The sequence below is a fragment of the Sporosarcina sp. BP05 genome (assembly GCF_014282005.1).
In the GTDB taxonomy this organism is placed as follows: domain Bacteria; phylum Bacillota; class Bacilli; order Bacillales_A; family Planococcaceae; genus Sporosarcina.
The window spans coordinates 1-21,036 of the sequence record NZ_JACFTD010000002.1 but is presented as its reverse complement, the minus strand read 5'-3'; the positions used below and the strand labels follow the sequence as shown (position 1 = coordinate 21,036).

General features: G+C 38.5%; 17 protein-coding genes and 1 pseudogene. 2 read left to right on the top strand and 16 right to left on the bottom strand.

All coding sequences use genetic code 11. The features are described from left to right. Positions 1-102 precede the first annotated feature (102 nt). From H2672_RS02000 to H2672_RS01950, 11 genes are all read right to left on the bottom strand, one after another. Positions 103-1,053 (bottom strand): GNAT family N-acetyltransferase, encoded by a 951-nt coding sequence (locus H2672_RS02000; RefSeq protein ID WP_186668409.1) that lies wholly within the window; start codon positions 1,051-1,053, stop codon positions 103-105. A gap of 41 nt (positions 1,054-1,094) precedes the next feature. After that, on the bottom strand, positions 1,095-2,687 hold the full coding sequence (locus H2672_RS01995) for an FAD-dependent oxidoreductase (RefSeq protein WP_186668407.1): 1,593 nt from the start codon (positions 2,685-2,687) through the stop codon (positions 1,095-1,097). Positions 2,688-2,716: 29 nt separating this feature from the next. Then, on the bottom strand, positions 2,717-4,432 hold the full coding sequence (locus H2672_RS01990) for an alpha-glucuronidase family glycosyl hydrolase (protein WP_255485251.1): 1,716 nt from the start codon (positions 4,430-4,432) through the stop codon (positions 2,717-2,719). 108 nt (positions 4,433-4,540) lie between these two features. Beyond that, complete coding sequence (locus H2672_RS01985) at positions 4,541-5,515, bottom strand: Gfo/Idh/MocA family protein (RefSeq protein WP_186668403.1); 975 nt, start codon at positions 5,513-5,515, stop codon at positions 4,541-4,543. Beyond that, positions 5,512-6,234: a hypothetical protein gene (locus H2672_RS01980; protein WP_186668401.1), complete on the bottom strand. Its 723-nt coding sequence runs from the start codon at positions 6,232-6,234 to the stop codon at positions 5,512-5,514. Before H2672_RS01980 ends, H2672_RS01985 begins: the two co-directional genes overlap by 4 nt. A 13-nt stretch (positions 6,235-6,247) precedes the next feature. Next, positions 6,248-7,090: a sugar phosphate isomerase/epimerase family protein gene (locus H2672_RS01975; protein ID WP_186668399.1), complete on the bottom strand. Its 843-nt coding sequence runs from the start codon at positions 7,088-7,090 to the stop codon at positions 6,248-6,250. A 24-nt stretch (positions 7,091-7,114) separates the two neighbouring features. Next, entirely contained in the window at positions 7,115-8,677 is a 1,563-nt protein-coding gene (locus H2672_RS01970; protein WP_186668397.1) for an FAD-dependent oxidoreductase, read from the bottom strand. After that, positions 8,678-9,730, bottom strand: coding sequence for a Gfo/Idh/MocA family protein (locus H2672_RS01965; RefSeq protein ID WP_186668395.1), 1,053 nt, complete (start codon positions 9,728-9,730; stop codon positions 8,678-8,680). Between the two features lie 156 nt (positions 9,731-9,886). Continuing rightward, the gene (locus H2672_RS01960; RefSeq protein ID WP_186668393.1) at positions 9,887-10,891 is read right to left on the bottom strand and encodes a zinc-dependent alcohol dehydrogenase; all 1,005 of its coding nucleotides are present in this window, start codon (positions 10,889-10,891) and stop codon (positions 9,887-9,889) included. A 12-nt stretch (positions 10,892-10,903) separates the two neighbouring features. Beyond that, on the bottom strand, positions 10,904-11,959 hold the full coding sequence (locus H2672_RS01955; protein ID WP_186668391.1) for a dihydrodipicolinate synthase family protein: 1,056 nt from the start codon (positions 11,957-11,959) through the stop codon (positions 10,904-10,906). Then, complete coding sequence (locus H2672_RS01950) at positions 11,960-12,976, bottom strand: NAD-dependent epimerase/dehydratase family protein (protein WP_186668389.1); 1,017 nt, start codon at positions 12,974-12,976, stop codon at positions 11,960-11,962. Between the two features lie 264 nt (positions 12,977-13,240). On the opposite strand from H2672_RS01950, the gene H2672_RS01945 reads away from it, so the two are divergent. Further along, positions 13,241-14,596 (top strand): GGDEF domain-containing protein, encoded by a 1,356-nt coding sequence (locus H2672_RS01945; RefSeq protein WP_186668388.1) that lies wholly within the window; start codon positions 13,241-13,243, stop codon positions 14,594-14,596. Between the two features lie 67 nt (positions 14,597-14,663). On the opposite strand, the gene H2672_RS01940 is transcribed toward H2672_RS01945, so the two are convergent. The 4 genes from H2672_RS01940 to H2672_RS01925 all read right to left on the bottom strand — a co-directional run bounded on the left by H2672_RS01940 (position 14,664) and on the right by H2672_RS01925 (position 18,874). Next, positions 14,664-15,455, bottom strand: coding sequence for a Gfo/Idh/MocA family oxidoreductase (locus H2672_RS01940; protein WP_370569580.1), 792 nt, complete (start codon positions 15,453-15,455; stop codon positions 14,664-14,666). A 132-nt stretch (positions 15,456-15,587) separates the two neighbouring features. Then, positions 15,588-16,394, bottom strand: coding sequence for a carbohydrate ABC transporter permease (locus tag H2672_RS01935; RefSeq protein WP_186668386.1), 807 nt, complete (start codon positions 16,392-16,394; stop codon positions 15,588-15,590). Positions 16,395-16,427: 33 nt separating this feature from the next. Next, positions 16,428-17,366: a carbohydrate ABC transporter permease gene (locus H2672_RS01930; protein WP_370569579.1), complete on the bottom strand. Its 939-nt coding sequence runs from the start codon at positions 17,364-17,366 to the stop codon at positions 16,428-16,430. Positions 17,367-17,578: 212 nt separating this feature from the next. After that, entirely contained in the window at positions 17,579-18,874 is a 1,296-nt protein-coding gene (locus H2672_RS01925) for a sugar ABC transporter substrate-binding protein (RefSeq protein WP_186668383.1), read from the bottom strand. A gap of 371 nt (positions 18,875-19,245) precedes the next feature. Here H2672_RS01925 and H2672_RS01920 point away from each other — a divergent pair, with 371 nt between their 5' ends. Beyond that, positions 19,246-19,863, top strand: a complete 618-nt coding sequence (locus H2672_RS01920; RefSeq protein WP_186668381.1) for a YesL family protein — start codon at positions 19,246-19,248, stop codon at positions 19,861-19,863. A 576-nt stretch (positions 19,864-20,439) separates the two neighbouring features. Here H2672_RS01920 and H2672_RS01915 read toward each other — a convergent pair. Continuing rightward, a pseudogene (locus tag H2672_RS01915) lies at positions 20,440-20,853 on the bottom strand (group I intron-associated PD-(D/E)XK endonuclease). Between the last annotated feature and the right edge of the window lie 183 nt (positions 20,854-21,036).

Genomic DNA, 21,036 nt, shown 5'->3' with positions numbered 1-21,036 from the left:
TTTACACCCCTAGTTTCTTTTTTTTGCTTGCAAAGAGATTTCAAATTCAGTTGACCATGAAGTGAAATTATGACATTTTGCTCAACTCCTTTACGGAAATATTCACTTGACACCCTTCAAATAAATTCCATACTTTTTCCATGTTTTAAAGTCTAATTTCTCGTAGAACTCCACTAATATTGTCCAGTCAATGACAATTGTTTCGATATTTCGTTCTTGTATATAAGCCATTGCTGCTTGAACAATCGCTAATCCGTAGCCTTTTTTTTGTTCATTTGTATCAATTCCTAATGGACCAATTCCAGCAATTTCTTGGGCAAAAAGTGGACTCCAGTAAACGTTTTGCGCAATTGAAGGCGAGTGGGAATCATTGATTCTACAAAACCCGATAATCTGACCCTTCTTTTTAAGGACGACGAATTCTCGTCCTTCCCCGTTCATTTCAAAGTATTTAATTGTTTCATATTCCCATCTTCCCGGGAAACATCTTTCGAAGAATGAAATGAATTCTGCCTCTTCTTCTCTTTTAAGTATTGAAAATGTAACAGAATCAACCTCTGGGAAAGGATACTTTTTGTCCAAATGGTTTATTAAATCATAGGTGTCTAATTTTTTAACATAACCATTTTTCTCTGCCCATTTTTGTGCATCTTGATATTGGTCTGGAATGCCTGAGAAATAATGAAAAGGATCACCAGCCAATTGCATGGCCACAACCCCTTTTTCTTTTAATCCTGTTTCTGCACGTTCAAGTAACTCCGTTCCAATCCCTTTTCCACGGTGGTCACGATCTACTAACAGCACTTGAATCCAACCTTTTTTGTCATCCATTTTAACATCGATTTCTTCTTTCCAGCGTTTAGCGATAACGAAGCCGATGACGTGGTCTTGGTCATCTACTGCGATATGAGAATCTTCATAGGAAACGTTTTTATCATTAAAACTATTTTGCTCAAACAACTCTTTTCGCATTGGAAAGTCTGCGGCCAATTCCTTATTCCACAACTCAACTAGCTCATCCAAGCGATCATGATTCCAAGATAGTATCTTCATATGAATCCTCCATTAATTAAGTAGTCTTTCTTCACCACAATCTATTTACCAAACGTTTCTTCCATCCGTTTAATCGGATCATCTACCATATCAGTTCCCCATTCAACGACTTGATTGGCCTTTAGAAGCTCCTGCTTTAGCTCCTCGTAATTGACATCTTGAACAGTTGTTTGATGCTGAATAGCAAGAGCTGCAGCCACACCCGCCGACTGGCCTAGAATCATAAAGATGGGTTCCATTCGAATGGAACCATACGCAATATGAGAGCTTGATAAGCAAACCGGGACAAGTAAATTGGTACATTCCGTAGCTTTTGGACGAATGGAGCGATATGAAATTTCATAAGGGCCAATGGGAACTTGAACATCTCCCTCATTCACACTTCGGCCATCAATCACGACGCGTCTGCAATTATGAGAATCCATATGGAAGGATGCCAAACCGATTGGATCGTCGACAAACGTCTGTTGTAGGCAATTGCGATCGGACATGACATAATCAGAAATCATTCGTCTGCCTTCACGAATGTACAACTGATGTGGCCAGTTTCCCGTTTTTCCAAACTCGTCTTTCGGCAATCCCCACTCACTCACTTCCTGACGTATTGCATCTGGAACGCGCGAATCATTCGCTAAAAAGTACAACATTCCCATATCATAATTCACATGATCCTGAAAGATTTCCTCACGTCTTTGGTAACTTCCTTCTGGCCAATCGTAATTCATCCCGATATGATCCGTTGAAATCGCTCCATAATTATTTAAATCCGATTTCCCATTCGGCAACATCGTATGAAGTTTCATGGCATCCCAAACACCAGAGTGAATATAGCGCAGTAGAAGTTCGTATCGTTTGTCGTCATAATAAGCTGGCTTCGGGAACGAAATCTGATTCTCTGGATCTTTTGTCAAGCAAATCCGGAAATTATACGCTTGAATCCGGTGATCTCCTTGCCCTTGATAGCCCAATTGTTCACGGTCATCTTCTGCAATTCCTGGCAAAACGCCACTTTTAGGTTGTCCCTCAACAACATAAGGATCAATCCATTTTTCGAATTTATGATGCGGCGCACCAAACTGAATGCCATTATAAATTTCCTGATATGTTGCATTGGATTCGCGTCCAACAAAATAAGAAACACCTGACTTGGCGAGTAAATCACCTTCATAACTACAATCCAGAAAGACTTTCCCACTAAATCGGGTTCCATTTTCCATGACAATTTCAGTAATCTGCTGATTTTCTTTAGTCACTTCAGCTAAATGTTGGTTTAAATATACTGGAATATCATACGCTTTCATCCATTGATCGAACACAGATTGAGCGGCCTTAGGTTCGAATGTCCATTGCTTTTCTTTTTGATAATACTTTGCAATTTCTTGATAAAATTCACGCGAAAGACCACCAACTGCATCTTCCGCACCAAGATCTGTTGCACCCAATCCACTGGCAGTCATCCCGCCAATATTTTCACTAAACTCCACAATTGCAACCGTGATACCCATCCGTTTTGCTTGAATGGCTGCCGTTAACCCTGCTGGTGTACCCCCGTAAATAATAAGACTTTTTTCAATTACAGTTTGTTTGTCCACCTTTTGGGTGGGTACGTAATAATGCAGATTACTAAAACCCATTTTATAAACCTCCGCTTATCTTGCTTGTATTATTGTTCAACCTCTAATGTCCATGCCTCTGCATGAATTCCAGCTACCTCTTTTAGATAATAAAAATAAATTAACATCATTTCTTTCGTTGTAAACGATGTAAAGTTATCTTTTGTTTGAATCGCTAAAAATGATTCTGTCTCCGTGAAATCCCACTCAGCTAACCGATTATAAACTTCACGTAAATACGATGGAATTTGTGGATAGGTTATCCGGTCTTCTACTTTTTCCGGGTCAACAAGCCGCGCTGGAAATAGGGGAGCATTCCACTTCGTGTGCTGTGAAATAAGTGCTTCCAGTTCGACAAACATTTGTTGGAATGCCTCTTTGTCTTCATTCAACACTGTGAAATATTCTTCGACAATGACCTTGTATTCTTCGCCCCAGGCAATTCTAGCGTATATATAATTATTAAGATGGTGAATCCATTTCCATGGATAGTTTTTCTCTATCTCGGGATGTTTTCGTTTTTGATGCGTCGGAACAATTAAATTTAAAACGCCTTGTATATTCATTTCTTTGTAATCATGTAAATCCTGCTGAATTCTTGTCAGTAATGGAGGGAACAGTTCGGATAACATAAAATGGTCACTATAATACTCTAAAACAGTTAATGATCTGCCCTTTTTAATGGCTTGCTTATTCCAATCCTGCAATGTTTCATATGCTCTCTTTTGTTTTGGCTCGTTGGAGTCAATTGCGGTCGAATAATCCCTTCCCCAATAGGCATACAATACATCGACATGGTCCGAGGCTTCTGTTTGATCTTCTCTTTCTAACATGTTCCAAGACAAACCAGCATTGTAGACAATGTATTCCACAACTACTTGTGATTTGTTCTTCTGAAGCGCTTCCTTCAATTTTTCAGTAAATCGAATATATGTCGGTAAAAACCCGCTTGCATTTTTCTCATCAATTCCGATATCCTCTGGCCATAAAGAGACTCTGGTAATCACTTCATTTTCCATACAGATGTCTACTATTTTTTGAATAACCTTATCTTGAAGCTTCCTATTTTCAGCAAAAAACTTCAATTTCTCGTTCTGCTTAAGTTCATTATCACTTGTGTTTTCTTGTATTTCTTTCAGTAAATAGCTTAAGCTATGTCCACCTAATGTTACATGAACATTCCGTTTCCTTAACGCAGAGGACACGTATGATTTGATGTAATCCCATAAAAAGAATGTGAAAAAGTATTCATTTTGACCATTCTTAACTCCCCAATCAATAAGGGCGTTGACATAATTAGGATCATTAATGGTTTCGATAATATTTCCACGCCTAGCAAACATCGGCTCATGAATATATAGTTGTTCTTGCGTTAGTAATTCCTTTTTCACAATGCTCTCTTCATCCAACTGAGTCCACTCATAGCCAAATCGATTTTTACAATACATATAAACGCCATAAAGAATCGAACGTGCCTCATTCCCGATAATCCACAGATCATTGCCAGACCTAAATAACGCAAATCCATCATCATTAATGGTGACCATTTTGTCATTTTTACAAGTGGCATGATATTCATTGGTTGTGATTAAGTGAATTTTTCTATCACTATTTTCAATACTTTCGGAATATGTAGCGTGATCTGCTATCGTACTTTCATATCCAGCATTGCGCATCAACCTTCTTAACTCTTCAACAGCAAACAAAGTTGTTTCATGATGATTCCAATAAATAATTTCGTCCATGATTCTCAGCACCTTTTCCAATAGATGGTTTTCTATTTTACAATCGCCCTACCGCAAAGCAAAGAATAGAAAAAGGCACTTTCGTTTCCTATCAAAATTGATAATCACTAGTGCCCTATTTATCGACAATTATAAGTGAACCGTCTTATTCAACTTACTGGATTCATACCCCGCCAGTGAAACCTCTAATGACTTCAACCCGTCATAACCCGTGATCGACGGTTCTCTTCCCTCTTTCACACAGTTGACAAAATCTTGGATCAATCCAAAGTCCATATCATTTCCCCAAAAAACATATTCCAATGACTTTTTTTCATTGGTAAACATTCTTAAGTGTTCTTGAAATGCGTCAACTTTCACAGTTTGCTTCGTTCCAATGACTTCAATTGTTGCATCACCCCATGATGGGTATTCTGTAAAACGAGACCAGCTTGCATCATGCGAAGCGACTACTCCATTTGCGAATTCAAACGTCAAAAGTCCCGCATCATCGATATCTATTTCATGAAAATATGAATCGACAATAGCTTCCACTTCGGCGATTTCTTCATTTAAATACCAGCGCATAATATCAACCATATGCACCGTATGATCTAAGACAGCCCCACCACCTGATTGGTCCTCATCGATAAACCATCCACCCGGATTTTGTCCGCGATTTGTCGTCCGAAAGGCAATAATTTCACCTAGTTCATCGTTATCAATCATTTCTTTTAGTTGTTGAATTGGTGAACTGAATCTAACTGGATAAGCAATTTGTAAAATCACATGGTGATCTTTGCATGCTTGAATCATTTCTTGTGCATCTGCAAGATTCGTCGCAATTGGTTTTTCACATAAGATGTGCTTTTTAGCCTTTGCTGCATGCATAACCATTTCTTTGTGACGATTGTTTTCACTACAAATAATGACAGCATCCATGTCCAATGCTAGAAATCCAGCTTGGTCACTATAATGGGTTGTATGATACGTTTCGGCCGCTTCTTTTCCTCTATCGATATCGTCATCAAAGATGCCTACTAATTCAACGTCTGGCAATCTAGTTAATCCGTTAGCATAACTATATGCGTGCATATGTGCGAAACTCATTATCCCAATCTTCATGAATAGACACCTCCATTGATAAGCCTGCTAAAATCATTCAATCGGTCAATAAGTTCCTGATCTACTTTCCGCGCTGATGCTAAAATAGCGTCAACTGAATAGGCTAATGGTTGGGTCGGCTTTCTTGTTGACTGAATGGATACCATCTGATCACTATCAAACTCGATTATTTTTTTGATCCCACTCCACTCAAGTTCGATGCGCTCCCGATCACTTACCGTGTATTCAATATGGGCCATTGTTCCTCCACCAAAGTTCATCAAAATAATCGTATGGGATGGTGTAACAGATAGGTCTGTTTGTTTTACGCGAATATCTTGTGGCTTGCCAAGTAATGACGACAAGGTATATAAATCACCAGTGAGCAGCGAGTGATTTCGATTATGCTGTACAGTACGCCTAAAACGGAAAACACCTTTTGGTTTATCTTCTTTACTAATCATTTCTTTCACTTTTTGATAAAATGGATAGCTTTCCAAATCAAAATAAATGTGTAACCCTATCGATTGATGGCTTGCTAATAGGCTAGTTGCCGGAATATAAACGTGTTCTTGATTACGGACTACTGCATTAATATTTTCTTCTGTCTCAGTTAAAAAATATGTAATCTCTTCATTGTTTTTTTTCGATAATTGTTCTACTGATTCTACTACTCGTATATTTTCTACTGTTGCACGAAAGTCGAGTTTCTCCAAGCTGCCTAGTACAATTTTCATCATTATTGCAAGCCTCCTAATTCAATAGGTTTCTTAAACGATTAACCGCCTCTGCATTCGCTATCTTTGCGTCGTCATGTCCCTCATACTCAATCGATAACCAACCGTCGTAATGGATATTTTTTAAACCTTCTACAATATAATTCAGATCGACTTCACCATCACCAGGTATTACACCGATTAGTTCCATACCTTCTGTTGAAAGAAACCCACGAACAGATTCATTTGCCGTTTTTTCACGAAAGTCTTTAAAATGGACATGCACAATATCATTTTTCAACTGCTCAAACGCCTCTGTTGGCTTTTCATGTACAAGCAAGAAGTTTCCTGTATCAAATGTTGATTTTACATACGGACTATTCACTGCCTCAATAATCTCTTTTACTTGTTTACTCTTACCAGCCAATAATCCGTGATTTTCAATCGCTAAATATACTTGCTCTTTTTCAGCAGTTCGCGCACATTCTTTTAAACTTTCAATAATCCAAGCCAATCCTTTTTCAAAGGTTAAGTCTCCCTTGGTATCCCCACAAAATATACGAACAATATTTGTGCCCAGTTTTTTTGCAACCTGAATTGCATTCACAACGGCCGCTACTTCTTCAGCACGTTCTTCCCTTGTTTCTTTTACAAAGCTATTCATAATGTCATAGGCAGACACGCGTAAGTTATATTTTTTTAATGCAACTCTTACTCGCTCCAGTTCTTCAGTTATATCTGCTTTGTTTTCCCAATACACATCGAGTAGCTCTACACCATCGATTGCAATCATACTTGCATAATCAATAAATTCTTCAACCGACCAGTGTTCTTTTCTTATTGTTGTTGCCAAGCTATACATACTCACACTGATATTCATAATATCCCCCCACTGTAAAGGCTTTTAATCTTTGTAAAACTCTTTAGGCCACTCAAGTTCAAAGCCATCTGCTCTTAGCTTCGTTTGAAATTCCGTTAACAACTGACTATTTTCACGAACTTCTTTCGGTTTTACCTTCGCTTTCATACAAAAAGAAACTAATGCTCCACAAGCTTCTCCAATATTCCACTCTGTTGGATGAAGTCGATAGCAGCCATTCGTAATATGTGTTGTCCCTATGTTTTTACAACCTGCCAATAAATTGTCAGTATCCTTCGGGATTAGCGCACCTAATGGAATATGGTATGGTAAGGCATTAACATCAAAATAAGTTCTCCCTGTCATACTCGGATGTAAGTCGATACTATATGATCCGATTCCAATCCGATCTTCGTATAACTTGCCTGTTTTTCCATCATGAAAGTCAGGGGAAACATCTTGTTCCACAATTGTATATTCCGCATTGATTCGCCTTGACTCTCTTATATAAGCAGCTTTTGCCAAGCCATCTTCAGTTTCGAATAAATCTTTACGCAGTTTTAACCCTGGGTATCCTTTGCCACCATCGGGTCGTGGGGCGTCGGTTTGTAGCCAGTAGAGAAGGGATAAGCTTAGCTGTTTAGCTTGGTATATATTTCTTTCTTTTTCTTCTGCTGTGACATCATAAATATTCCCTAAAAAGTAATCACTTTGGGGCCAGTTCATTAAACTCACATCACCCGCATCGACAGGCGTTGTAAATTGTTGTCTATCAAAGCTACGTCGGTATTCCCAGAGTGGAAACCCCTGCTCTTCACGAAATAGCGTATACTCTCTTTTCTTTTTCGTAATCGGGTGTGGAGCAAAGAAGCTCAAATATTTTTCAGGCCATATGTCTGGATGATACTCTTTCCAAAATGGGTACATCTCCGGCTCAGGAATTGTGTGATCTTCACCTTCTCTATATTCCATTCCAAGTACATAGGTAAATGCTTGAATATCATTCGGATCCGAGATTTCTAATGCATGGATCTCATTTGTAACAGACTTCGCTTCTGCACCCGTTACAAAGTCGATATTGGCCAGTGGCAATAGGTCCCCAGCCTCCGTAGCATCGATGAAATACGGTGCAGCCAGCTTACCTTTTTTTCCCGTCAGTGTATTTTGGTAGGTTACGTTCATCACTGTTCTACCAGTTCTTTCAACCGATGTAACGATTGTATTCAACTGTATCGTTAGCTGATTTGTTAAGACATACGGCAGAAGCATTTCTTTTAATACATGCAAGCTAACTCTTGGATCATGGCAAATCTTACTCACTAAACCGTTCCCCGGATTAAAAGCTGTGTTATGAACCGAGACATCCATTGCTCGCAAATACGTTTCCCGAACTTTACCACGATATTCCCGGTATCTCCGTGTTGAGCCGAACTCTTCAATCCATTGATGTTCATCGGGTGGTACCCCTTGTGAAGTGACTTGACCACCAATCCAGTCAGTTTCTTCAGTCAACACGACATATAATCCATTAGCACAAGCCGATAATGCTGCTGCGCAACCGCCTAGACCAGCACCTATAATGACAAGATCTTTTTTCAACGTATCCATTTACAAATAAACTTCTTTGCCCGTTTTTGCTGACTCATAGACAGCATTTAGCATTTTCATAATTTGCACGCCGTCAGCAACAGGTGCTATCGTTTCTTTTCCTTCTATACAGCAGTCAACGAAATGGTTAATTTCATTCGCAAAGGCTTTTTCAAAATCAAAGCTAAGATTATCAATTTGTGGCGTAATGTTTAAGATGGTATTATTTTTTTCCGTCACCATCGCTAATTGTGGTTCGATTTCTGCGCCGCCTTTTTCCCCAAATAATTTAGCGTATAACTCGTCTTCTTTAGCATGTAGCGTAAAGCTAACATCTACAAATAAAGAAGCGCCATTGTCAAAACGAATGAGGGCATTTGCTAGATCTTCTACATTATTTAATGCTGCGTCATAGTCGGCCGCTTGATAGAATGTTAAGTTTTTTATATTGCTTCGGTTGCCCAGCTTTGAATAGGTATTGCCACTCACTGAGACAGGGCGCGGTTTGCCCATCAAATACCAGCATATATCAATCATATGAACGCCTAAATCGATAAGCGGTCCTCCACCCGATTTTGACTGATCACTAAACCAACCACCAGGATTGCCGAGCCTTCGTATACAGGAAGCCTTGGCATAATACATCTCCCCGAACTCACCTGAATCGATAAATTGTTTCAGTATTTTTGTATTATCCCCATGCCTTCTAACAAATCCAACCTGTAGAATTTTACCCGATTTCTTGACTGCCTCTTCAACAGCTAATGCTTGTTCGACGGTCATACTTAATGGCTTTTCAACCAAAACATGCTTTCCTGCTTCCAATGAAGCGATAGCAATCTCTGCATGGGTATTATTCCATGTACAAATACTAACGGCATCAATTTCTGGATTCCCTAATAAGTCTTCATAGTTGCTATACAATCCACTAACACCATACAGCTCGCCCGCACTCGCTAGACGTTCTGCATTTTTATCACATAACGCTACCAACTCTACTTCAACGTTCTCCACATATGGCTTAATGTGAAACGCTGAAATAGAACCCCCCCCAATAACTCCAACCTTTAACATATGAAGAGCCTCCTTTTAATTGACTAATGATTCTTTATAAAATCCAGAGAGGGCGATTACTTGGGTAGCCGAATCGATAAGACAAACAGTGGTATTTGTCCGGCTTATCGCGGTAGGCACCCCAAGCGCCAAGTGTTGTAGGTAGGATTCTTAATGTCAACGTATATAGTTAATAATTTTTGTTAATGTCACTGATTTTTTATTCATCAAATCATCGTATGCAGTAGGTCCGTCATTAAAATCGACTTCATCCATTAGGAAGGATTGAACATGGATGCGTTTCTCACTTACTAGACGTAAATATTCCGCTACGTTTCTACCTTCCGTCCATCGTACATAACCATATGGAAAATCGATAGCTTGCTTTTCATATACCGGATCATAGCGTCCTGGACCACCAGCTCTGGAAATAAGAATTTGTGCTTCCTTTGCAAACATCAATTCGCGAGGGAATTCCGGTTCAATATCTCCCACAATTACCACTTTTCCCTGATTTCGAATCCATTCTAAGCTTTGACTTGTTAGCGAGGAGCGCTTGCCACCTGCACATAATAGAACGGCATCTACTCCATAGCTTTGCGTACATTCCTTTATTTCTGCTTCCATCTCCGACAGAGTCGAAAACGAACGAATACCCGCTTCTCCATTGACCATTGCGGCCCGTTCTGATTGAACGTCGAAAGCAATTACATCATATGCGGCTGCAGCAGCGATTTTAGCAATCATTTGACCTAGTAATCCTAAACCAACGACTACAACCGTTTCGCCAAATCCAAGTTTTGCAACTCTAAGTGCATGAATCGCAATCGCGCCAATCCCTGCTAAAGCGGCTTCCTTTGGCTCAACGTTAGCTGGGACCTTTGCACATAATGTTGTTGGGACTAATAGAAACTCAGAATGACCAACATAGGGTGCTCCGTAACAGGCGACAATATCGCCTATTTGGAATGCCTCCACATTTTCTCCGCACTCTTCAACAATACCCACTGCACTATACCCTAATGATATTTCCCTATCCTTACTTATTCCGACCAAGCTAAGTTCCGTCCCAGGTGAAATAGCAGAATGTAATGTTTTCACCAATACGTAGGAAGGTTCGATAGTTGGCTTAGCACTTTCGATAATATGGACTTTTTGATGACTCGCAACAATAGATTTCATTTGATTTGCCCCTTACTCTTTGAACCATTTGGCCAAGTTCTCTTTCACAAATGCATCATCATGTAAATGTGGATATTCGGCATAGACACGATCTATTTCTTCCATTTGATTTGGACTCAATTTTCCCTTATCTAGTAGACACCAACGACCCTTCAGAAGTCCTTGTCTTGACAGCACCTCGTTGATACCTGCAATGCTTCCTGTAAATTGATTGCTTGGGTCGAAGAATGCAGCATTCGCATCTGTTATTTCTTGCCCCAATGTTAAGAGTTCACTTGGAATCTGACCTGTTGCTCGAATGTCTTTTATTGTATTGAAAATATCCACTGTTGTTTTCGTCCAAACTGACCAATGCCCAAGTAAACCGCCTACAACCTGTTTCTCTACCTTTTCACCGTTTACATTAATTCGATAGGTTGTTAACAAGTCATTAATGATATTGTCATCATTTCCTGTGTAAATTGCGATTTCTTCATTTCTTTCTGAGTGGCAAACCGCACGGACGACGTCAAAGGATTGATAGCGATTAAAAGGTGCAATTTTTATGCCATGAACATTCGGGATATCCGCAAGTTTTCTCCAAAAGTCATAAGAAAGTATGCGGCCGCCAACTGCCGTTTGTAAATAGAATCCAAAAACCGGGATGATCTCTGCAATTTTTTCAGTCCTATGTAGCAACTCTTCCTCGGTAGCGTTTTGTAACCCACCCATACTCAACAATCCAATGTCATAACCAATTGATTTGATAAACTTCGCTTCTTCAATGGCCTGTTCTAATGGTCCACTAATTCCACCGATCTTTATAAAAGAATCTGGAACCTGTGCTTTCTTCATCTCTTCAATCGCAATCGTTAGAACCTTTTCGAATAAATTGAACTGTGGATCTCGTATTTCAAACTGTGTTGTGTGGACGCCAACAGCAATCCCGCCTACTCCTGCATCAATATAATAACGAGTAAGTGCACGTTGACTGGCTTCGTCAAGCTGACGATTTTCTGTTAGCGCTAAAGGGTGTGCTGGAATAACTGCCCCTTTATGTAAACTTTCTTTAACCGCAGGATTCAACATTTAAAATTCTCCTTTGCGCTCTTGAAAATGAGTTGGCTTATTAAGCGTTTCTCCGTTGTTAACCAACCATTCTACTGTCAAATCAATCATTTGTTGTAGTGGTACCTTTGGATACCCAAATAATTGATGTGCTTTGGAGGAGTTATTTAATAATGCTGTCGACTGTTCTTCATTGATAAATTTCGCTTCTTTGTCAAATCGTTTTCCAAATTCCTCTGCCAACCAGCGAACTGAAATGGTCTCTGGCCCAGTCACATTCAATATTTTCGGAGGATTATCGCAGTGCAGTAAAGATCGTACGGCGTATTCGTTGGCATCTCCTTGCCAAATAACATTGACACTCCCCATTGTTAGATCAATGGCTTTACCTTCTAACACATGCTTAGCGATTTCCAATAATACCCCGTACCTCAAGTCTATTGCATAATTCAAACGGAAGATGAGCATTGGTGTGTCATTCGTTCGTGAAAAGTTTGTCAGAACACGCTCTCTTCCCAAACATGATTGTGCATATTCTCCAATCGGACCAGCGGGTGTATCTTCAGAACAATTACCATTCACGACATTTGTGAGTGGATACACATTCCCAGAAGAAAATGCAACAATTCGAGAGTTCTTAAATTTGTCTGCGATTCTACCAGGTAAATAAGCATTCATTGCCCATGTGAAATGTTCGTTGCCAGCAGTACCAAATTTATTGCCCGCCATAAAAATAACGTTTTTAACATCTGGTAGTGATTGCAATTGCTCATCATTCAACAAATCTACTGCAATCGTTTCAATGCCAAATTCCTCTAACTCTTTTTTTAAACTATCTGATGAAAATCGAGAAACCCCAATCACCTTTTTGTCCAAGCCAGCTTGATCAATTGCCCGTTTCGTCATTTTCGCTAGCGTTGGCCCCATTTTTCCACCCACACCCAAAATTAAAATATCACCGTCTACTAATTTAAGATCCTCAATCAACTCTAAGGATGGCTCTGTCATAAAATCCTCAAGTTCTGTAAGCGTCTTCATTTTATCACTCCTAATTGTTATTTCTGGTTTCTTGCCGGTAACCTAAATATTCAAACTTTTACTCTCTATAATTGTATGTACACTCTCATTAAAAGACAAGTCTTTATGTGGTCTTTTAATAGAGTAGAACAAAAACTATATTTCACCTTATATAGCCTCGTTTTTTGACAGACTAACTATTAGAAAGTATTATGAACTAAATATTATATAAAAGGACACTAGTTCAAAGTTTTATATGACTTTAATGATGAGGAGGATGATTTTATGCAAAGAGATCACTTTATTTCAGACAAATCAGAAATAAATATCGGAATAATAGGTCCAGAAGCGCTTGTCGATCAAACACGAGAAACCTTAAAAAACTTCCCGAATTTCAAACCCGTTTTCCGTGCAATCGATCCTGATAGTCTACTTTCTGATATCACAAGAGAACTAATGGATGTTGTTGAAGTTCTAATGTTTACCGAATATCACTCATACAATATCGCCAAACAAGCCGTAAAATTTATAATACCTGTACACCATATGCCGATTATGGGCACCGGATTATATAGATCGTTATTTATTATTAAAAATGGATATAGCTTAAAATCCTTGTCCATTGATACAGTTGAAGATAAGTATGTTGAACAAATATTAGTAGAGCTTGAAGAAGATAATTGTGAACTGCTTATTTATAAAAACCCTTCGGCAAATACCATAATTGAAGAAGTCGTTCAGTTTCATGTAAACAATTATCAAAAAAACAACGCCATTGCACTCACAGGAATTCAAGAAGTTTCTAAACATTTATCCGCTCGCGGTATTCCCAATGAATGGGTAACTCCGACTCAGCAAGATTTGACTATTTCGTTAGAAAGAGCTCTTTTAGCAACGACTACACGAAGAAACAAAGAATCTCAAATTGTTTTCGGCCTCATTAACATCGATAACTTTAAAGGGGTCACAGCAAATTATTCTTCTGAGCATGATGTACAATTATTTAAATTAAGTATCCAACAAATGCTTCTGGATTATATTAAACAGCTTGATGGACATCTACTCAATTTAGGTGGAGAAGAATATACATTCATTACGACTCGTGGTATTTTTGAACGTGAAACTAGAGGGTATAAATTTATCCCCTTACTGCAGGATGTCAAAAGTGAACTCGGCATTACAATAAGTCTGGGTGTTGGCTTTGGTCGTACTGCTGCCGAGGCAGGCAATCACGCTCGTTTAGCGCTTCGACAATCCAAAGAGTTAGGTGGCAACGTTTGTTATATCGTACGTGAAGATCGGAGTGTTTTGGGACCTGTCGATGTAATGACTGACAAACAATACGAAAGATATAATTTAGTAATTACCGATCCACAACTACTAGAAAAAGCTGAAAAAGCGGGTATGTCAGCTTCCTACATGACAAAGCTAATGGCACGCGTTTCCAGACATAAAAAAATTGAGTACACAGCTCAAGAATTAGCCTCAACACTAAACATAACGATTAGAAGTGCTAATAGAATCCTATTAAAATGGACGGATGCCGAATTGGTAACGATTATCGGTGAAGAGAAAGTATCGCATAAAGGAAGACCCCGCCGTATTTACCGACTAAGTTTTTTAGATGAAGAGCAAAGTTAACTTACATACGCCGATAGGGGTTGTTACCATCGGCTTTTTCTATTCACTTTATTCACTTCATTGTTCGTTATAAGATGACGGTTTTTCCAGATAGGCTACTTTCGTTGCATGCCTCAACAAAACGGATAATCTCTTTTGTTTCATTCAAAGGAACTCTTGGAATACCATCTTGAAAAAAATCCATAACCTGTTCCAATAAACTGGCATAATAAGGTTTTTCATTTAAACTAATATCAATATACTCGGTACCTAGCTCAAAATGAATCAATACCCCAAACTGATTATTCCCTGCTCGATTGCCTCTAATGGTCCCTATACGACCGTCCTCCCAGACGCCCGTAATTAAGTCATGCTCTGGATTCTTGATGGTCTTTATCGACTTGGAACCCCTACCTAATACAGTGAAAAGCATTTCGACCATATGAATGCCATACCAAAAGAAACCTTGCTCACTATCTTGAATCTCCATTGGCCCAAAACAATCTGCACCTATGATTTTTCCCATATTCGTATTGCTAATAGCTTTTGTTAAATTCTCCGCATAGCGAAGCGCTGATGTACTCATAATCGCCGTTTCATATTTCGCAGCTAGTTGTATCATGTCATTTGCCACTTTCGAACTTATACTAAAAGGTTTATCTATAAATATAGGTTTTTTGTACGCAACTATTTTTTGTAATTGCCCATGATGAACTGCCCCATTTACGGATTCTAAAAAAAGAGCATCACATACATGGGCAACTTGTTCAATCGAATCCACAATTTCCACATTAAACTGAGTCCTAAGCTCTTGTGTAAAGGCTTCCACACGAGAGATGCTCAGTTCAAAATCATGTGATCCACCAGGAAAAGCAATCACTACTTCTCCCCCTGGCACATGATATCTTTCATTCGGATTATTTAATAGTTTTGTAAAAGCTACTACATGTGATGTATCGAGCCCTATTATGCCAAGCTTCAGACTCCCCCACTCCTTTGCTGTTTACCTAAATTATTTCATCCCAGACATTTGAATACCTTCCGTGAAATAGCGCTGGAAGAACAAGAATATGAGGAATGTAGGTATAAATGACACGGCCGAACCAGCCATTTCAATCCCGAAATTCCCTTCTTTCCCTAGCATAGAGGCTAAACCAAGGGTAATCGGGAACATTTTCTCTTGCGTCAAATAAATTAGTGGTTGGAATAAATCATTCCAGTTTGAAATAAATGAAAACGTACCGACTGTCGCAACAACTGGTACAGCGAGTGGCAAAATAACTTTGAAAAATATCTGGATATCATTAGCCCCATCAATATAAGCGGCCTCTTCCAAATCATTTGGTATACTCTGAAGGAATTGTCTAACTAAAAATACCCCCATAATTCCCCACAATTCTGGAACAATTAACGCCCAATATGTATTGATCCAACCGAAATCAGAGAACATAATATACTTAGGAATAATCAATAGTTGTTGCGGAATCATAATAACCGCCATGAAAATCCAAAATATTATTTCTCGGCCTAGAAATTGTTTCTTTGCAAAAATATAACCGAGAACCGCACAAAATAGCATTTGAGTAGCTACCGGAATAACAGTAATAATCACAGAGTTGAGAATCCATCGTAAAAACATTCCGTCTCTCATAATATAGATATAGTTTTTCATTGTTGGAGGGTCAGGTATCCAAAACAGAGGATCTATCTGTGCAAATTGAACATCTTTAAAGGATCCTAAAATCATAATGGCAAAGGGCAACAGAAAACAGAATCCTAAAACAAATAACGCTATATACGTACTAATCTTTTTAAACATTTTGCAGTCTCCTTTCTACGTACATCTACCCTTTTAATAATGTTTTGAATCTTGCCCCAGAAATTTTCGTTGAATCAATGAAATGATCAAAATAATAGAAAATAATACATAGGATAATACAGCAGCATAGCTTAAATTTAGGCTAGTAAATCCTTGTTCATACAAATAATAAACAATCGTTGTCGTTGCGTAACTTGGGCCTCCACCTGTTAGTAAATAGGCCGAATCGAAAATTTGAAAGGAGCCTATCGTTGTTGTAATTGCTACATAAAAGTGAATCGGTTTTAATAATGGAAAAGTTATATTCCAAAATATTTTAAAAGATGAAGCACCATCTATCCGTGCCGCTTCATACAACCCACGATCAATTGACTGAAGTCCTGCGAAATAGTAAATCATCGTTGTTCCAGCCACTTTAAAAATACTAAGCCCTGCCAATACTGCTAGTGCTTGGCTAGAGTTCGATAAGAACAATTGTGGTTCAATACCGACGAAGCTTAGCATATAGTTAATCATCCCTGCTTCTGTACCGCCAAATAACCAGCCCCAAATCCCAGCGATGATGACAAATGACGTCACTACCGGCAAGAAAAATATTCCCTTGAAGAAGCCCGCGAGCTTTACACCCGAATTAATAATGACTGCAAGGAGTAATCCTAAAGCCATCGTTGGTAAAATATAATAGACCGAAAACACGACTGTATTCCAAATAGCCTTCCAAGCCAATTTATCGGTCAGCAAATACTTCCAATGCTTTAGCCCGACAAACTCTGGATCACCAATTACTTTCCAGTCCATAAAAGTTAGGTAAAAACTTAATAAAAATGGATAGATCTGAAAAACAATAAAATGAGCAATGACTGGAATTAAAACGATATAGACAATGGCATTACGCTTCCACTCACGCTTCAGTCTTTCCCCTAGGGGGAGCTTACTCTTTTTAGAAGTTAGTGTATTACTCAGTGTACTCACCCTTTCACTTGATTCAGCGGAAGTCCCCCACTTCTATAATTTAACTGGTTGAATGTCAAAAGATTTGAGGGAGGGGAATTGCGCTGAGAAGTATTTGATTCTGTCTGGTAGTAACAAAGAGCTTGATCGTTAACTGATCAAGCTCTTTGTTATACTAACTATTTTATCAATGGCACCTTGGTCTCATTGATGTGTAGCCGTAAAATGCTTTTTTATTTCATTTTTCCTTGAACGGCCTCGGCAGCTGCATCCGCTGCTTCTTGTGGTGTTTTCTTCCCTTCTAGCATTGCTTGAATTTCCGCTTGAATCAATGGCATAATAGTGCGTCCTTCTGGGTGGATCACACCAGGTAATGCATATTGCGTATAGCCTGCAAGCTGCTCAAGATACTTTTGTTCACCAAAGATATCTTTTGCAGATTCACGCGTTGGAATATATTGAGTAACCGTGTTAAATTTCTTTTGATTGTCTGTGTTTGTCATAACTTTTATGAATTCTGCAGCCGCAGCTGGATTATCCGTATTGATCGGTGCCACAAACATACCAGTTGTACCGTACGTCAATTGTTCTTTATGTTTCATCGGTGGTGCAATTACAAAATCAAAAAGGTCTTGACCCATTAAGCGGCTAACTGAAATACCTGAGCCTTGCACAGCTAACATTTTTCCGCTTTCCCATAGCCCATTGTGTTCCATTGCAGTAATTGAATCTGCTGGTATCCAGCCTTTTTCATACATATTATTGATAAACGTAAACGCTTCTATGCCAGCTTCGTTATTGATCAAAACTTCGTTATTCTCTGTTACAACATCACCGCCGGCTTGCCATAGGAATGGATATAACGTTCCATTCAATGATCCTCCACCTTGGAAGCTTGTTGCATAAAATCCTTTGTCTTTTGCTTTTTCAGCCCATTTTTCAAACTCTTCCCAAGTTGCAGGCAAGTTTTCTGGATCCTCACCAATTGCTTTAATTACGTCAACATTATAAATATAAGTATAAGCTTCTTGTAGAATTGGAAGTCCGTATAATTTATCCTTCCAAGTAGTAGACACCAATGCCGTATCTACAAAATCTTCAATATCGAAGCCTTCTAAATAGGGATCTAACTCTAAAAGCATACCTACATCAGCATACTGTGGCATTTGGTCAGGGATTACATAGAATACATCCGGACCATTGTTCGCCGCTAAGGCTGTCAATACTTTTTGGTCACGATTCGCCCATGGAATTTGTTCAAAGTTTACTTTAACACCTGTTTCCTGCTCATAAGTTGCAATGATTTCTTTCCACATTGCCCCTTCAATTTCTTGGTCTCCCGAAAATGGATGTGCCCAAACCGTTATTTCTCCAGAAAGTTCATCCTTACCTGATGTTTCAATTTCTCCTGCTTCTTCTTTTTTTGGATCTTCTGGTTCTTTATCCTTTATGTCTGCCTCGTTTGCGCTACAACCAACAATTAAAGCACCCATCAAAATTAATACTAGAAAAAATACAAACTTCTTCATCCAAATGACCCCTTTCGAATTTTAGTTCTTTCAATATCCTAATTAAACCGCGACTATATATTCTACACCTCCTTTAATAGCAGAATCCATGAAAGCGCTGACAATAACCTGAATTATTATCTAAGTAATCCAGCGGAGTCCATTAGAAAGATCTTCACTATTATTTCTAGTAAATCAAATATCCTGAAATGACTAAATTGCCTGTTAACCCGTCTTTAGATTACATGAATAATTAGTAAGAGACAAGTCCCTAAAGCGTCTTTAATTGCAATTACAAAAGTTTTACTCCGAGACTTTTCATTACTTACATATTGAAAATGGTTGCAATTTAGATAGTTTTCAACATATAGTTGCTTAAAGAGGTGAGGAATTTGGTTGGTTGGGATAAATTCAATAGAATCGCTTATAGAATGATTGAATTAGCTTACATTAATATTCTTTGGATCGTGTTTACACTGATTGGTTTAGTTGCTTTCGGTATTTTTCCGGCTACAACTGCTATGTTTGCAGTTGTTCGTAAATTGATTAAAGACGAGGAAAAGTTCAAGATATTCCCTACCTTTTGGAATTCATTTCGGGCGGACTTTTTGAAAGTAAATGGTTTAGGACTTGTTTTCTTAACTGTTAGTTACTTCTTCTATTTCGATTTTTATTTCTTACAACAAAATAGTGGTATGTTACAATTTTTATATCCAATATTAATCTTTATACTTATTTCTGGGATTGTTACGTTCCTATTCTTCTTTCCCGTCTATGCACATTTCAATTTAAAGTTCTTTCAATACATCAAACAGTCTTTCTTAATTGCCATTACATCCCCTATTGAAGTCATTGCGATTGGGGCTACAGCGATAGGGATCTACTTTGTTACTACTTTCATTCCCGGTATCATCCCCTTGTTTACCGGAAGTGTCTTTGCCTATGTAGCTACATTAATAAGTTTCCGGGCATTTGCACGAATAGAAAGACGAAACAACGTACAAATATGAAAAACTGACGATTCATACTGATTCGTCAGTCTTTTTTTAGATTGGATTTTTAAGATAGCCGAATGTTTTGATACATTAGCGACTTGTTCTTGAAGTCCTTATACCAAACAGATAGATCTATCTTTAATGTTATGCGTAAGGTACCTCATATCAAAATCTACTTTATTAACTAAGTCTTTCATTAGAAAATCAAGTGCGGTTAATGTGTGGATTTTTGCAACATTTATTAACTCACTAACTTCAATATATTCATCGGGTGCACCTAGATTATAAGGAGTGAGTCCACAATTCACTGTTGGCACACCTACAAGCCTATATAATCTAGCGTCTGCCCCTCCTACCCTCATTGCCAATTCATGTGACTGTTTCAGTATTGGCTTTTTCTCTCCGGATACCGAAGCTAAACTCGTTACTATAAATGAGAAATTCGAGTCTATTATTAGTAGCTTCTTAAAGTGCCCTTAGAGGGATTTGCCCCCACCAACGGCTACTTTCACTACTAGCGGAAACCGTAGTGAAATACTGTTTATTATCTGGACTATTACTTCACCATTTCAGGTACGACACGTTTAGCCTTTACGGAATCTCACGAAAATCTTTTGTAAACTTTACGTTGCTAGTCTGATTATTCTTATGTGTCTTTATTCTCAAGCGTAATGACTTATCAAATTGTTTAGGGTCATAGTAATAGCATTCATCGGTTTACGGACAATAAACACAGTACACATCAATTTCAATTTTGTCGACAACTGATGTAACCAAACCATTTGTATCGCAATAAGATGAACGAAATCTGACTTCTAGAATGACTTTTGAAGTCAACTCCCTATACTTAACTTAAACTCTTTTGAAATAGCCGTCTTTATAAACGGCGAGATCAAATGGAGAATGTTCAGTATGTGGTATCAATATTAAATAACCTTTTTGGTGTAAATCGCCTTGAGCCTTTAAAACTCCTTAATCTCCCTTATTCTTAGTATGATGATACAACGTTGCTCACCTCTGTCTTTTAAGGTACTAGCGTCTAAAGAAACATTACCATTTAGGGCATTGCATTAGGCATAAAACAAGGAAACTAACCTAGTCTGAAACAATCGGTCCCAATTCACCCCCTCTGTTAGGCTAGTTGTCGTATAGAACTCTCCTGTTATAATTTAATTAAAGATGGAGGTT